This is a genomic window from Anaerospora hongkongensis (genome assembly GCF_004339805.1).
Classification (GTDB): Bacteria; Bacillota; Negativicutes; order Sporomusales; family DSM-15969; genus Anaerospora; species Anaerospora hongkongensis.
In genome coordinates this window covers 291,444-306,653 of the sequence record NZ_SLUI01000006.1, presented here as the reverse complement: position 1 = coordinate 306,653, position 15,210 = coordinate 291,444, and the positions used below count along the sequence as shown (strand labels likewise).

The window sequence follows — 15,210 nt, the reverse complement described above, 5'->3', positions numbered from 1 at the left end:
TCGTTTCCAAGTGTTGTCCCCATCTTTGAGGCAGATTATCTACGCGTTACTCACCCGTTCGCCACTATCTAACACTCAACACTCAACATTCAGCTTATTAGTCACTCTTTTAATGCGTAAAGCTGCTTCGCAGCTTATGCGCTTGGCTGAACACTCAGTGTTGAGTATTAGACCGTTCGACTTGCATGTGTTAGGCACGCCGCCAGCGTTCGTCCTGAGCCAGGATCAAACTCTCCATTAAAGTTTTATCTTTATGGAGCCTTGATGGCTCTTAAAGTTACTTGTTTTGTGTTTCAAAGCTTGCGCTTCAAAACGTTGTGGTGTTTCAGTGAAACACCTAACATCTGGCGTTTATTTCATCTTACATTGTTCAGTTTTCAAGGAACACGTTGCGTTATTTTGCACATCACCGCTTGTTGCAGCGACGTTTTATAGTTTAACACGTTTGTTTCAACATGTCAACTTCTTTTTTATTTTTCTTGCATCGCTTGTTTTGGCGACTTGTATATACTATCACAACATGCAATGTTATGTCAATATATTTTTTATCATCTCGTCAAATCTCAGCGACGACTTACAAATAGTAACACAGTTCGATAGTTTATGTCAACTCTTTTACGAGAATTTTATCGTTAATAAGGAACTGTATTTTTACGAAACCAGTTTACAAGATGATCGACCTGCAGTTTCCCCGCTTCTGTACCCATGACTAATTCATACAAACTGTCCTGCGAAGCCGTCACTTGATAACCATTCGACCGCAGTAGAAACATGGCACACAGAATTGCAATACGCTTGTTGCCGTCCAGGAACGGCCGGGAATGAATAAAAGCATACGCTAGAACAGCCGTTTTCGTAAACAAGTCCGGATATAACTCTTCACCCTCAAATGTGACTAATGGTTTAGCCAATATACTCTCCAGAGCTTTTTCGTTAGTAATCCCTGCTTGTCCACCCGTGCGCTGAATAATCTCCGTATAAATGTAAATGACTTCTTCTAATTCGAGGTATCGCATTACTTTGCTAACCTCCTGATTACATACTCATAGTCCAGGAACAACTTATCCACCATCCGCACAAATTCCAATGACATATTGCTCTTCTTGGTAACAACCGGTTTTAGGATTAACTCGTTTCTCTCCCGGTTAATTTCTACCGATACGTGAGAACCGTCACGCAATCCTAATGATTTTAGCATTTCCATGGGCAAGGATACGACGCAACTATTACCGGCTTTAAAAACTTTCCGCACTTCCATGTACTTCCCTCCGACAGTTCAATAATCTGTATGTAGCTTCGAACTATTTTCAGTATAGAATAGGCTTGGCTTACTGCCAAGCCTATTCTATCGAATGCTTACAAAAACTTTTGTACGGCCGGACCGTTAAGATAGTTGCACTTTTTCCCCTGCCAGGTATCCCGCTCTTCCAGTGTCCGTTCAATATCATCGCGAATTTTCCACCAGCCTGTCTGCCAATTGCTAAACAGAGTATTCGCTTCCGGAGCACGGCCAATCAGACGCTGCACGACAATATCGCTTTTCAGGTGTTCCAAAAAGGCAACCACACGTTCTACGTATTCTTCTTTACTAATCAGCGTTAGTTGGCCTTGCTGATACCAGTCGGCCATAGCCGTGTTTTTTACAATATATAAAGCATGCAGTTTTACCTGATCAACACTAAGTGCTGACATAACCTTGGCATTTTCCACCGTGTCAATCATATCATCCCAGGGAAGATTCAAAATAAGATGGGTACAAATGTCGATACTGTAGCGTTTTATCCTCAGAACGGCGTCAATATATTCACCTAGCGTATGACCGCGATTTACTTTAATCAAAGAATGATACTGAACCGACTGTAGACCTAATTCAATACTGATATCGATCTTGGTTCGTTCACGGAACTCAGCCAGCAGCTCCAAATAGCTGTCATTAATACAATCCGGACGGGTAGCCAAGGCAATACCGACAATATCAGGTTGACTGGCCTCATCAAGATAAGTCTTCAGCCTCCCTAACGGCAAATAGGTATTACTGAAGTTTTGAAAATAGGCAATATATTTGCGCGCTTTATACTTAGGCGCAATATGGGCAATATTTGCTTCTATCTGATCCCTGACCGTCATCGATTCAGGCAGGTTTTCATAACCGGCTCCAATTTCACCGCAAAAAACACAGCCTGCAGTCCCACAGGCTCCATCGCGATTCGGGCAGGTAACCGGTATGCTTATTGGCAATTTGTATACTTTTTCCCCATAGCGCTGGCGCAAATAATCGGAATAAACATTATAACGCAAAGCGAGTTCCTCCAAAATTAAAATCGGCTGCCTTAATAACCTGCCACAGCACTTCATCCTCAGTATAGATAAACAGGACAGGGATATTCGGTCCTGCGTCGTCAGGTATTTGCGCAATTTGCGCAAGTACAGCGGCAGGAAATACCTCAATATGATAAAGGCGCTTTAGTTCACGCCAGGTAGTAAAGGTATAGCCTTCAATATATTGACGGACAATTTGATCGTTACGCCAAAATTGATTTTTTTCCTCTCCCCACTGTTCTTCATTCCATGGTAAAAAGTCCGGACGCAACGTTCCCTTGGCGCCGATTAGAGCATCAAATTTCAATAACTGCTCCCCTAAGGCAGCTTCCTGGGGATAATGCATCCGGCAGAAATTCCAAATATAACGGATGATTGATTTAGGGCTATGTGCTACCCGATGCAGATTTTCATTCTCCCAGTATGCCGTTAATGTTTCAAATAAATGAAATGCATCGCCAGCGTTCATTTCAGTCAGCCACTTTACTGTAGCGGTAAAACGTCCACTATTGTAGATGTGGTCAAACACGTCTTCCAGCAAGTGCAGCCTGCGAATCTCATCGTACGACATATAGCTGTTTTTCAGAACTTCATAGGGAGCGTATGCCGTAAACTCATAACCATGCCTGTCCGCACTCTTACGAATTCCCGACCCTTTCAGCATTTTTAAAAAGCCGATTTGCAGCATATGCGGCTGCAAGCGAAAAACATCATTAAAGGATTGGCCAAACCGGTCGTAGCCTTCGTAAGGCAACCCCACAATCAAGTCGAGATGCAAATGCATATTTCCATACGAGCGCAGCCGGGTAACATGATCAACAATGCGGGGCCAGTTATTTTTCCTTTGTATTTCTGCTAGTGTCGGTTCGTATGTAGATTGTATCCCAATTTCCATCTGAAACCGGTTGTTAGGAGCATCCTTTAAAAACGCTAAACCTTCTTCATCTAAAATATCGGCAGCGATTTCTAAGTGGAAGTTAGTCCGGCATTGTTGTTTGGCAAGGAATTGTAAAATCGGCAGATAATGCTCCTTCTTGGCATTAAACGTACGGTCAACAAATTTTACCTGCCGTACATCTGCATCAATGAGCCTCTTTAGATCCTGAAAAACACGGTTAAGACTTAAAAACCGCACACCGCTGGTTGCGCTGGATAGGCAGTATTGACAAGAAAACGGACAGCCCCGGGAGCTTTCATAGTAAACGATCTTTTCCTTTAGTTCACTTAAATCCTTGTCACTGTAGGGAAAGGGAAGACTGTCAAGGCTGGCAACTTGCTGTGGACAGCCGTTTGTATAGACTTGTCCCTTCTCCCGCCAGCTTAAACCACTGATGGCTGCAATTTCACCACTGCCCTGCAGTGCTTTCAGCAGTTGAAGCAGCACTTCTTCTCCTTCTCCCTGCACCACAAAGTCCACTGCGTTATTGGCGCGCAAAACCTCTGCCGGATCATAGGAAACCTCTGGTCCTCCTAAAACAATAATACTCTCAGGCATGACTTGCTTAAGCATCGCCGCCAGTGCCAGGGTCAGATCAATATTCCAAATATAACAGGCCAAACCAATAATCTTCGGTTTTTGTACATAAATATCGGCAAGCACATCCAGCAGCTTATGATTGATGGAATACTCGCTGATGGCGATTTCTTCTGAGGAGCTCTGGCAATAGCTTTGCAAATAGCGCAATGCCAGCGAAGAATGAATATACTTTGCATTTAATACGGTTAACAAAACTTTCAAATGATCACCTTCCTGAATTTATAGACCGCACCGCCGCCCCTTCGCCTGCATAGTATAAAACAAGTAACTGCGAGGAGGGTCAAGTCATGCAAATTATTATAGATGGCCGTAAGGTTCCTGTCAGCCCAAAGGTTTCAAAAGATTTGCTTCTTACTCTACGCAGCATTGCCAAAACGCAGCGCTGGGGGACATTATACGATACAACCCGTGAAATCGTCTATATTAATACGAAAAATTCCAAAACCCCTGTCCCCACAGCGGACCGCCCGGCAGTCAGCGAAGAGGAAACTGAAAGCAACCGTCTGTCCGGTAAAGTGATTTGTATCGATCCTGGGCACGGCGGCAGTGATCCGGGAGCTACCGGTCCCACCGGAACAGTAGAAAAAGATAATAACTTAGCCATTGCATTATTATTAGGTGACAAGCTGGAAAAGAACGGAGCCACCGTCATTCTCACCCGCGACAGCGATGTCGAAGTGAAAGTCAGTGATGCTTCCAGCGAAGCAGAACTGGGGGCCCGCGTGGATATTGCCAATGATCATGGCGCAGATATTTTCATTAGCATTCACAACGATACCTTTACCAATGCCCAGGCTGCCGGCACCACGACTTTTCATTACGGCAGCGCCGACAGCATTCGCCTGGCTAATGCCATACAGAAAAGCTTAGTTGAAGGCCTGGGAACCAAAGACAGAGGAGCACGTTTTGCCAGCTTCTATGTTATTCGCTATACCAATATGCCTGCCGTATTAGTGGAAGCTGCTTTTATATCCAATCCGGAGGAAGAAGTGCTGCTGGCAAGCATTGACGGACGTTACAATATTGCCGATAGTATCTTCCGGGGAATTGTTAAATATTTCAAAGTATAAGCAGAACAACGAGAGATTTCTTCTTTTTCGGGTAAACTAGTAAAAAACATAGAGGAAGATATTCATTTATTGCCAATATATACTATACAGCAAAATTTACCCGAAGGAGAGTGTTCATGTTTAAAATGGCGCAAATTATTCCTTTTGTCGTAGGTGCCTTGCTGGCTACTCAGGCAACCAGCAGCGCTGCTGCTTCCAACTCAAGCCTGCCTGCTCGCGAAGAGGTAGCCGACCAGTATAAATGGCGTCTAGAAGATATTTATGCCAGTGAAAGTGCCTGGCAGGCTGACTTCGAAAAGCTGAGAGCCGACTTGCAAAAAATCAGCAGCTATAAAGGCCGGTTAAGCGAGTCGGCACAAACCTTAGCAGATTGCCTAACCTATCGTGACGAAATCGGTATTATTGCCGGTAAGCTGTATTCATATGCCCGTATGCATCGCGATGAGAATTCAGCCAATACCCACTATCAGGCTATGACAGGCAAGGTTGAAGCACTGCTGGCCGAAGCCGGGGCGGCAACTGCCTTTATCGAGCCTGAAATTATCGCACTGCCTGAGGAAAAGCTCAATCAATTCCGTAAACAGGAAAACCGCCTGAAAGACTACGCCTACTATTTCACTAATTTAGCCCGTCAAAAAAAGCATGTCCTTTCTCCTGCCGAGGAAGAGATTCTTGCTCATGCCAGCGAAGTCACGCAAACATCTGAGAATACGTTCACCATGCTGGCCCGGGCAGATATAAAATTCCCCAAAATTCAAGATGAAGAAGGCAATACGGTCGACTTAAGCGAAGGACGATACCGTACTTTTATTATGTCTCCCGACCGGCGAGTGCGTGAACAGGCTTTTACCGGCTTGTTTAGCACATACAATCAGTATCGCAACACATTTGCCGCTACGTTAGGCGGCAATGTGAAGAAGAATATCTTTTTCTCGAAAATTCGCAAGTATGATTCGACATTGTCTTCCGCGCTGGAAGGAGACAATGTGCCTGCAGCGGTTTACGACAACCTGATTAACACCGTTCATCATAATCTGGCACCGCTGCACCGGTATGTTGCATTAAAAAAGAAGGCCCTCCAGTTAGACGAAATCCACATGTATGATTTGTACGTACCGGTTATCCGGGATGTGGATTTTACTATTCCCTATGAAGAAGGACTTGAGCTGGTGCGAGCTGCCCTGGAACCACTGGGCCCTGATTACAAAAAGAATTTGGAAACAGGTCTGACCTCAGGCTGGATTGATGTATATGAAAATCAAGGTAAGCAAACTGGGGCCTATTCCTGGGGTTCTTATGGTGTTCATCCGTTTGTACTGCTTAACTACAACAACCGTTACGATGATGTTTCCACGTTGGCTCACGAGATGGGGCATGCATTGCATAGCTTTTACAGTCAATCGAATCAGCCGTATCCTACTTCTTCCTATGTTACGTTTACCGCAGAAGTAGCATCAACTACCAATGAAGTCCTGCTGATCGATTATATGCTGAAAAAAACAACAGATAAACAGCAGCGTCTCTTCTTAATCAATCAGTATCTTGAGTCCATTCGCGGTACTATTTACCGTCAGACTATGTTTGCCGAGTTTGAAAAGCTGCTCTACGAAAAAGCGGAAAGCGGGGAAACGATTACTGCCGACATGCTCGATAGCTTATGGCATGACTTAAATGTCAAATATTACGGGCCTGATATTATCGTCGATAAGGCTGTCGATATTGAATGGGCACGGATTCCTCATTTTTATTCAAGCTTTTACGTGTACCAATATGTTACCGGTTATTCGGCAGCTACCGCCTTTGCTGATCAAATCGTCAAAGAGGGTACCCCCGCACAGGAACGATATATCAATAAATTCTTAAAAAGCGGCGGTTCGGACTATCCGTTAGTTATTTTAAAAAATGCCGGTGTGGATATGTCTTCACCTAAGCCCATTGAAATCACGCTGCAAAAATTTGCCGCCCTCCTGGATGAGCTGGAAAAAATGATAACCGAATCTTGACAATTCTGGATGGGTCAGGTTATTATTGAGTTGATACGAAAATAATTGCTACAGGCTCGCTTGCGTAGATCTTAACCAACCGACCGGCAATTGTTGGAGTCAATTTAAGGAGGTTGGTTACTAATGAATTACCAAGACAAAAATCTTTCCTGCAAAGAATGCGGCACTGACTTTGATTTCACTGCTTCCGAGCAAGCTTTCTACGCAGAAAAAGGCTTCCAGAATGAGCCTTCCCGTTGCCCTAGCTGCCGTGCAGCTCGTAAAGCTCAAATGAACGGCGGCCGTTCCAACAGCGGTTTCCGTCAACAACGCGAAATGTTCCCTGCTACTTGCAGCGGCTGCGGTATCGAAACGCAAGTTCCTTTCCAGCCAACCGCTGGCAAAGCAGTATATTGCCGCGATTGCTTCCAAGCTAACAAACGCTACTAGAATGTAAAGGCCGGATAACCCGGCCTTTTTCTTTTTCCGGATATAATATTCTCCCAAGCCAATTGCTGTTTTAGCGATTGGCTTTTATTGTTTTTACAAATACTATGATATAAAAGATTTACTGCTTTCCTCAGGAGGTTGCCATGCCTGTAATTACTCCTATGCTGGCCAAAGCTTCCCGGCTTCCCAAAGATAATAACTTATATGCCTTTGAAATTAAGTGGGACGGTATCCGGGCTTTAATTCACTACGATGGAAGGAATATAAAGATACTCAGCCGCAACAGCAAAGATATTACCAGCCAGTACCCCGAAATTTTGCAAATCGCTCCTTCTTTACCTTATCCCGTAATTCTTGATGGGGAAATTGTTGCCTTCGACCAAAACGGACGTCCTTGCTTCTCCCAGCTTCAACATCGTATGGGTCTGGTATCAGCCAAAAAAATTGCTCTTATGATGCAGCAAATACCTGTCACTCTGGTTATTTTTGATCTGCTGTTTGCCGACCAGCAGTTCTTGACTGAGCTTCCCTACCTGAAACGCCGTGAGCACCTGGAAGACCTGGGGTTAAATGGCCGCTATTGGCAAACTCCCGCTTACTCGCTTGGCAGCGGAGCTGACTTACTTGCCGCCAGCCGCAATTTAGGGTTGGAAGGCATTATTGCCAAAAAGCGCGATCATCCTTACGAGCCGGGTAAGCGCAGCGGCGCATGGCTAAAAATTAAAAACCAAAAGCGTCAGGAATTAGTCATTGGCGGCTGGATACCAGGACAGGGAGCACGCTCCGGAAAACTGGGAGCATTATTAGTAGGCTACTATGAGAATAAAAAACTGCGCTACGCCGGAGCGGTTGGTACAGGCTTTACCTCCGCCACTTTGCAGGAGCTGGCCGGCCTGCTGCAGCCCCTGCATCAAAAGGATAATCCTTTTTGCGAACAGCCGCCGCAAAAAGAAATCCAATTTGTCCGTCCTCAATTAATTGGCGAATTCGAGTTTACCGAATGGACACCCAATCATACGCTGCGCCATCCCTCTTTTAAAGGGCTGCGCAGTGATAAGCAGCCCCAGGAAGTAATCAGAGAAGAGGTGTAACAATGGCAAGACCGATGTGGAATGGCTCTATCAGCTTTGGTCTGGTAAATGTGCCGATCAAAATGTTTAATTCCGTACGAAAGAAAACGCTCCATTTCAATCAATTGCGGGCCAGCGATGGCTGTCGCATCCGGTTAAAAAAGGTTTGCTCCTCTGATGGCACCGAGGTAGAGAACGAAAATATCATTCGTGGTTATGAAATTTCTCCCGAACGCTATGTGACCATTACGGATGAAGAGCTGCAGGTATTGAACCCTAAAACCACCCGCAGTATTGACATTGAAGACTTTGTCAGCCTCGAAGAAATCGATCCTCTCTATTTTGAGCAATCTTACTATCTCGTACCTGATAAAGGGGCAGCCAAAGCGTATTCCCTGCTGTTCACTGCCATGAAGAAAACAAATAAGATTGCTATTGCCCGTATTGTCATGCGCAATAAACAGTATCTCGCCGCTATTCGTCCTGCCGGACGGGCTTTATCGCTTTCCACCATGTATTTTGCTGATGAAATTATCTCCCAGGATGACTTAGAAGCTCTTCCAGAAGATATTGAGCCAAGTGAGCGGGAGCTAGCGATGGCGGAGCAGCTGATCTCCAGCCTGTCCGCACCCTTCGAACCCGAAAAATATAAGGACGAATATCGGGAAAAAATGCTCGATTTAATTGAGAAAAAAGCTGAAGGTCAAACAGTTACGCTTCAGCCGGCTGCTCCGGAAGGCGGCAAAGTAATCGACCTGATGGCCGCCTTGGAAGCCAGCCTTAAAGCGATGAAGAAAGAAGGTTCTCCAGAAACGGAAAAACCGGCCCGTACAAGGAGGAAAAAAGCTAGTGCCCAGTAAAAAAGTCACCGTTGATATTCAGGGTACTTCCCTTACTTTATCCAATTTGGACAAGGTATTCTATCCGCAAACCGGCTTTACGAAAGGTCAGGTAATTGATTATTATATCCGCATTGCCCCCGCCCTGCTGCCCCATTTAAGCAACCGTCCCCTGACCATGAAACGCTATCCGGATGGAGCCACCGCCAAGTTTTTCTATCAGAAGCAATGTCCTGATCACCGGCCTGACTGGCTGCAAACCGCCCCGGTCTGGAGTGAGCATAATGATGATCACATTGACTTTTGCTTAGCGAATAATCTTCCTTCCCTGGTTTGGGCAGTAAATTTAGCTGCCCTGGAACTGCATACTTCCCTTTCTGCCGCTAATGATGTTCTTTGCCCGACTATGCTGGTCTTTGACTTAGATCCCGGCCCGCCTGCTTCTGTTTTAGAATGCTGTCAGGTAGCCCTCCTTTTAAAAGCAATCTTTGATCAGCAGCATTTGCAAAGCTTTCCCAAGACCTCCGGGTCCAAAGGGCTGCAAGTTTATGTTCCTTTAAATAAACCAGTGACATACGACATCACCAAGGCCTACGCCCGGGCTATTGCCCAACTGCTGGAGCAGCAGCATCCGGAACTGGTCGTCTCCAAAATGACAAAAAAGCTTCGTACTGGTAAAGTCTTCGTCGACTGGAGTCAAAATGACGATCACAAAACAACGGTATGTGTCTATTCGATGCGGGCGAGGGAGCAGCCTACCGTCTCCACGCCGGTTAACTGGTCGGAAGTGGAACAGGCTTTCAAAGATAAGAACGCACAGCTGCTTACTTTTGAAGCACCCCAGGTAATCAGCCGCTTTGAACAGCTGGGTGATCTCTTCGCTCCTGTACTGACACTCAAGCAGGAACTGCCCCCGCTAAAATAATTCTATAATCGTAAAAAAGCCACCGCACTAATTTTCTTAGTGCGATGGCTTCTTTTATGCTTTAGGGCCTGCTGCTGCAATAGTTTCCGATAATTCGGCACCAAATTTTGCGAAATTCTTCGTAAAGCGCTGCGCCAATTCTCTGGCCTGCCGTGCATAGGCTTCTTTATCGCTCCAGGTATTAACCGGCTTTAGGATTTCATCAGGTACGTTAGGGCAGGTTGTCGGCACATAGACATTGAAGACCGGATCGAGCTCATATTCTGCGTTATCCAGTAATCCTTCTATTGCTGCCGTAACCATAGCGCGGGTATACGGAATACTCATCCGCTGACCTACGCCATAGGCCCCACCCGACCAGCCGGTGTTAATCAAAAATACATTCGTATTGTGCTTCTCAATTTTTTCCCCTAACAGTTTGGCATAGACCAATGGGGATAAGGGGAGAAACGGCGCACCAAAGCAAGTGGAGAATGTAGCTTCCGGTTCTGTGATTCCCCGCTCGGTACCGGCAAGCTTGCTGGTATAACCCGATAAAAAGTGATAAATAGCTTGTTCTTTGCTTAACTTAGCAATAGGAGGCAAGACGCCGAAAGCATCTGCCGTCAAAAATACGATCGTCTTCGGATGACCAGCAGCACCGTTGGCAACAATATCAGGCATGTACTCTACCGGATACGCTGCACGGGTATTTTCTGTAATCACATCACTGTCATAATCAACTGTGCGCAGTGTCTCATCGATAGCTACATTCTCCAGTACAGATCCGAAGCGGATGGCATTCCAGATTTGCGGCTCATTTTTCTGGCTTAGCTTAATGCATTTGGCATAGCAGCCGCCTTCGATATTGAAAACGCTTGTATCAGACCAGCCATGTTCGTCATCACCAATTAAATGGCGGTTGGGATCGGCAGATAACGTAGTCTTGCCGGTTCCGCTGAGTCCAAAAAACAGGGCAGTATCTCCGTCAGGCCCAACATTGGCTGAGCAATGCATGGAAAGTACCCCTTGAAGCGGCAGTAGATAATTCATTACGGTAAAAATCGATTTTTTCATTTCACCGGCATAATGGGTTCCACCGATCAGAACGATCCGCTGTTCAAAATTAATGACAATGAATGCTTCTGAATTAGTGTGATCAATTTCCGGAATTGCTTTAAAACCTGGCATACAAATAACCTGAAAATCAGGTGCTGTCTCCGGTTGTTGTTCCGGACAAATAAATAACTGATGAACGAATAAGTTTTGCCAGGCAAATTCATTAATGAAGCAAACCTGTAAGCGATGGTTTTCTTCCGCACCGGCAAAACCGTCAAAAACAAATACCTCGCGATTCTGCATATAAGCCAGCATGCGATTATAAAGACGGTTAAAGTTCTCTTCCGAAAATGATTTATTATTACCCCACGATATATCAGTATGCACAGCCGGTGAATCAACAATGAATTTATCGTTAGGCGAGCGGCCGGTATATTTGCCGGTAGTTACCCGCAAAGCACCATTCTGTACCAGTACACCTTCATTTCTCATCACAGCCTGCTCAACTAATTGCGCTACAGTGAGGTTACGATGCACGTCGCTAACAAGAGTAAACAATTGGCTCGGAGCTAAAACAGTCATATTATTTCCTCCAGTAAAAAATAACTTCGCTGCATCATTATAGCATAAATATATTGTATACAACATACTTAGACATAATTTTTATTATTTTTGCTATTTTTTATTTTATTGAGCCTATTAAGCAAATTAAAAGACATTCAGGCTAGCCTGAATGTCTTTTAATTAAAACTTATTTATTCTGCAATATGTCCTGTACAGTCTTCGCCATTTCTTCCGGCTTGCAGCTTATAGAATGTAGCCGCTGCTTCTGCTCCAACTCTGCCAGCTGCTTGGGAATAGGCCAGCCGCTGAGTCTGCTCAACTGTTCCAGTATAACAAACTCATTTGCTTCTTCCGCCGTTCCCTGCAGCGCCGTTACTACGCTGGTATTAAATTTAAAAGGACTCGCCGTAGAAAGAATAACAGCCTTTGTTGGGTCAGCCGTTTGCTGCCGGTACTTTTCACAGACTTCCCATGCTACTGCCGTATGAGGATCACAGGTATAGCCAAATTTGTTGTATACGGCAGCAATCGTCTCAGTCGTTTGCTGGTCACTTGCCCACTCGGCCCAAAATAAGCTTTGCAGCGCTGTCAGTACCGTTTCATCAACTTGATAGAAGCCTTCTTCGGTCAGCTCTCTCATCCACCTGTCAACCTTGGCAGTATCTTGACTGGTCACATGATATAGTAATCGCTCCAAATTGCTGGAAATCAAAATATCCATGGATGGCGACAGGGTTTTATGGAACTCACGCCGGCGGTCATACCTGCCGGTTTGCAGAAACTCAGCCAAAACATTATTGTTGTTTGCCGCACATATCAGCCTGTTGATCGGTAAGCCCATCCGGTAAGCATAATATCCGGCCAAAATATTGCCAAAATTACCTGTTGGAACAACAAAATTGACTTTTTCCCCTGCGCTAATTGTACCTGTCTTCAGCATATCGGCATAAGCACTAAAATAATAGACAATTTGCGGAACCAACCGTCCCCAGTTAATGGAGTTTGCCGAGGAAAATTGATATCCCTGCGCTGCCAGCCGAGCATTGAAAGCAGTGTCATTAAAAATTTGTTTGACTCCCGTTTGTGTATCATCGAAATTGCCCGTTACGGCAACAACGGATACGTTGCCGCCTTCTTGCGTAACCATTTGCAGCCGTTGGATTTCGCTTACGCCATCCTGGGGATAAAACACAATAATGCGTATCTGGTTTACGTCTTTGAAGCCTTCTAAAGCTGCTTTGCCGGTATCCCCCGATGTTGCTACCAAAATAACAACCTCGGCCTTCTCACCGCTTTTTTTCAGCGACAGAGACAGCAGATGAGGCAATAACTGCAGGGCCATGTCTTTAAAGGCGCTGGTCGGACCATGCCACAGCTCCAGAATGCTGCTGTCCTCAGCAAGCTTCACTACAGGAGCAACATCACTGGTATCGAACTTATCCGCCCCATACGCAGCCTGAATGCAGGCTGCCAGCTCATCGGCACTATAATCGGTTAAGAATAGGCTTAGTACGGCTTGCGCCCGCTGGCAATAATCCATAGCTTGCAAATTGGCTATCCAAGAGCTGTCAATTGCAGGAATATCCTCCGGGACATATAGTCCGCCGTTGCCGGCGATGCCCTTCAGGATGGCTTGTGCTGCAGTCAGTTGTTCTTCGCCGCCGCGAGTGCTTATGTACATCAAAAAATCTTCCTTTCATCCTCAACCGATTTTTAACTGGAATGGACAATTTTTTTATCTGCTACTGTTCCCCCATTGTAGCGTACCAGCATATCTGCTGTGAAATCTACAATTTCAGCTAATTCCGCATCTGTAACTTCCTCATCGGCATAAACCACTGACAGCAAATTGCGCGTCCCGAGCGTAACGGCAGTTCGCCGGGCATCAGAAGTTGGATTGCCAAATGGTCCGGCATCATCTGTTAGAAACGGCTTATTTTCAGTGGAAACCTCATTGCCTGCTATATTCACATACGTGCCGGCTGCCGCCAACCGGTAATTTACATTCCCTTTGATATGGCTAAGATCATAAATGCCAAAAGGGAGCAAATATTTAATAGAGCAGTAATTGTTGACATCAACCGCACTATTCACGTAATAGAGCCCTTTGTTCTGCAAAACGCGGCGTACCAGTGCCTCTGATGCGGGTCGGTAACGGGAAGGATCAAAATTGAGCTTCTTATACATTGTACGCACTGCAGCAATTCGCGGTGTAGTGGGCAGAATATCCAAGTGATAGGCCTTTGCAACCGCTGCCTGCAGCTGCAGGAATTCTTGCGTTAAAGCCGGAGGAGTTCCTCTTACGGCCACATCAGTAACAGTTACATAGGCTAACCGGCAATTCGGAATGCTATTGCCTATGCTTGCATCAATTAGAACATCCATTATATCCTCTCCCATACGACAGCGAAAAATTGAAATTATCCGTTCTTATTTACCAAACTTGCCAACTCCGGCATTAACAGCCCGAATCAGGTCGGCAGGCGCAAGCAGCAGCTGATAACCTCTGGCACCGGCGCTAAGCGAAATAACCGGCCAGTCCGAAATGCTCGCATCCAGATAAACAGGATAGCGCTTTTTCGTGCCGATAGGGGAAACACCGCCACGGATATACCCGGTAAGCGGCTGTACCTCTTTTAGCGGCACCATCTCAACCTTCTTATTATTGCTAAAGGCTGCAAGCGCTTTTAAGTCAAGCTCGGCGTCGCCGGGAATGCAAACAAGAAGAATTCCTGTTTTATCCCCCCTTACCACCAGGGTCTTAAAGACCTGTGCTGGCGGCATTCCCACTTTAGCAGCAACATTTTCAGCACTAAGATCATTCTCATCTACTTCATATTCACGGATTGTATAATCAATGTGAAGCCCGTCCAAAATACGGGCAGCATTTGTTTTCACCAGACTCCCTCACTCTTATAGAACGTATTTATATCATTTTCCACGTCTGCTAAGGCTTTCCTGCCAGGCAAACAAAAAAAGGGCGGATTTCCGCCCTCTTTCATGGTGCCTTAAAAATCCAGCGACATGGATTTTACTTTTACGTATGGAACAGCACGCAGTTCTTTTTCAAATTCGGAAATAGGAATGTCATCACCGCACAGCTGCAGTAAAATCAGACCCGTATTGGTACACTGGTCAAGAGCGGCGTCGTGCAAGCCCAGGCGAACCCGGATAAAACAGCCATAGCGGGTAAGAATATCCTGCACCTGGGGAGCCGTTTCCGTACGATTTTCCTGCAGTATAGCTAAAATAGTCGAGCAGTTGCCCATAAAAAACACTCCTTACAACAAACTTTATTAACTCTTCCATATTTTAACTAAAAATCCTGCTATCTATGTATTATAATCATAAACAGGCGTATGAAAAAAATCCTGCTAATGACAGGACATGCTGCTCAGAAAAGAGAAGAACTGATA

The 15,210-nt window shown here is 45.4% G+C and carries 15 protein-coding genes and 1 rRNA gene; 6 read left to right on the top strand and 10 right to left on the bottom strand.

The features are described from left to right. The 5 genes from EV210_RS11120 to EV210_RS11100 form a co-directional block, all read right to left on the bottom strand. Positions 1–241: ribosomal RNA gene (locus EV210_RS11120) — 16S ribosomal RNA — on the bottom strand; the annotation flags it as partial. A gap of 391 nt (positions 242–632) precedes the next feature. Beyond that, the gene (locus EV210_RS11115) at positions 633–1,016 is read right to left on the bottom strand and encodes a type II toxin-antitoxin system death-on-curing family toxin (RefSeq protein WP_132080033.1); all 384 of its coding nucleotides are present in this window, start codon (positions 1,014–1,016) and stop codon (positions 633–635) included. Next, positions 1,016–1,258, bottom strand: coding sequence for an AbrB/MazE/SpoVT family DNA-binding domain-containing protein (locus EV210_RS11110; protein ID WP_132080030.1), 243 nt, complete (start codon positions 1,256–1,258; stop codon positions 1,016–1,018). The genes EV210_RS11115 and EV210_RS11110 overlap by 1 nt, the downstream gene beginning before the upstream one ends. A 98-nt stretch (positions 1,259–1,356) precedes the next feature. Further along, positions 1,357–2,298: a tRNA modification radical SAM protein MnmL/YtqA gene (mnmL, locus tag EV210_RS11105; protein WP_132080027.1), complete on the bottom strand. Its 942-nt coding sequence runs from the start codon at positions 2,296–2,298 to the stop codon at positions 1,357–1,359. Further along, complete coding sequence (locus tag EV210_RS11100; RefSeq protein ID WP_132080024.1) at positions 2,288–4,057, bottom strand: B12-binding domain-containing radical SAM protein; 1,770 nt, start codon at positions 4,055–4,057, stop codon at positions 2,288–2,290. The genes mnmL and EV210_RS11100 overlap by 11 nt, the downstream gene beginning before the upstream one ends. Positions 4,058–4,143: 86 nt before the next feature. Between EV210_RS11100 and EV210_RS11095 the strand changes: the two genes are divergently transcribed. The 6 genes from EV210_RS11095 (at position 4,144) to ligD (EV210_RS11070) (ending at position 10,192) form a co-directional block, all read left to right on the top strand. Further along, positions 4,144–4,926: an N-acetylmuramoyl-L-alanine amidase family protein gene (locus EV210_RS11095; protein ID WP_132080021.1), complete on the top strand. Its 783-nt coding sequence runs from the start codon at positions 4,144–4,146 to the stop codon at positions 4,924–4,926. A 116-nt stretch (positions 4,927–5,042) separates the two neighbouring features. Next, positions 5,043–6,929: an oligoendopeptidase F gene (gene pepF, locus EV210_RS11090; RefSeq protein WP_132080018.1), complete on the top strand. Its 1,887-nt coding sequence runs from the start codon at positions 5,043–5,045 to the stop codon at positions 6,927–6,929. Positions 6,930–7,052: 123 nt separating this feature from the next. Further along, a complete protein-coding gene (locus tag EV210_RS11085; protein WP_132080015.1) occupies positions 7,053–7,358 on the top strand; it encodes a zinc-ribbon domain containing protein in 306 nt (101 codons plus the stop codon). Positions 7,359–7,501: 143 nt separating this feature from the next. Beyond that, positions 7,502–8,449, top strand: coding sequence for a non-homologous end-joining DNA ligase (gene ligD / locus EV210_RS11080; RefSeq protein WP_132080012.1), 948 nt, complete (start codon positions 7,502–7,504; stop codon positions 8,447–8,449). 2 nt (positions 8,450–8,451) lie between these two features. Further along, positions 8,452–9,288, top strand: coding sequence for a non-homologous end joining protein Ku (ku, locus tag EV210_RS11075; RefSeq protein ID WP_132080009.1), 837 nt, complete (start codon positions 8,452–8,454; stop codon positions 9,286–9,288). After that, a complete protein-coding gene (gene ligD / locus EV210_RS11070; protein ID WP_132080006.1) occupies positions 9,278–10,192 on the top strand; it encodes a non-homologous end-joining DNA ligase in 915 nt (304 codons plus the stop codon). Before ku ends, ligD (EV210_RS11070) begins: the two co-directional genes overlap by 11 nt. A 54-nt stretch (positions 10,193–10,246) precedes the next feature. Here ligD (EV210_RS11070) and pckA read toward each other — a convergent pair whose 3' ends face one another. The 5 genes from pckA to EV210_RS11045 form a co-directional block, all read right to left on the bottom strand. Beyond that, on the bottom strand, positions 10,247–11,812 hold the full coding sequence (pckA, locus tag EV210_RS11065) for a phosphoenolpyruvate carboxykinase (ATP) (RefSeq protein WP_132080003.1): 1,566 nt from the start codon (positions 11,810–11,812) through the stop codon (positions 10,247–10,249). A 169-nt stretch (positions 11,813–11,981) separates the two neighbouring features. Beyond that, positions 11,982–13,475: a threonine synthase gene (gene thrC / locus EV210_RS11060; RefSeq protein WP_132080000.1), complete on the bottom strand. Its 1,494-nt coding sequence runs from the start codon at positions 13,473–13,475 to the stop codon at positions 11,982–11,984. Between the two features lie 32 nt (positions 13,476–13,507). Then, positions 13,508–14,179, bottom strand: a complete 672-nt coding sequence (locus tag EV210_RS11055; RefSeq protein WP_132079997.1) for a B3/B4 domain-containing protein — start codon at positions 14,177–14,179, stop codon at positions 13,508–13,510. 45 nt (positions 14,180–14,224) lie between these two features. After that, positions 14,225–14,695, bottom strand: coding sequence for a Cys-tRNA(Pro) deacylase (gene ybaK / locus EV210_RS11050; protein ID WP_132079994.1), 471 nt, complete (start codon positions 14,693–14,695; stop codon positions 14,225–14,227). A gap of 107 nt (positions 14,696–14,802) precedes the next feature. Next, a complete protein-coding gene (locus EV210_RS11045) occupies positions 14,803–15,063 on the bottom strand; it encodes a CPF_0552 family protein (RefSeq protein WP_132079991.1) in 261 nt (86 codons plus the stop codon). Positions 15,064–15,210 lie beyond the last annotated feature (147 nt).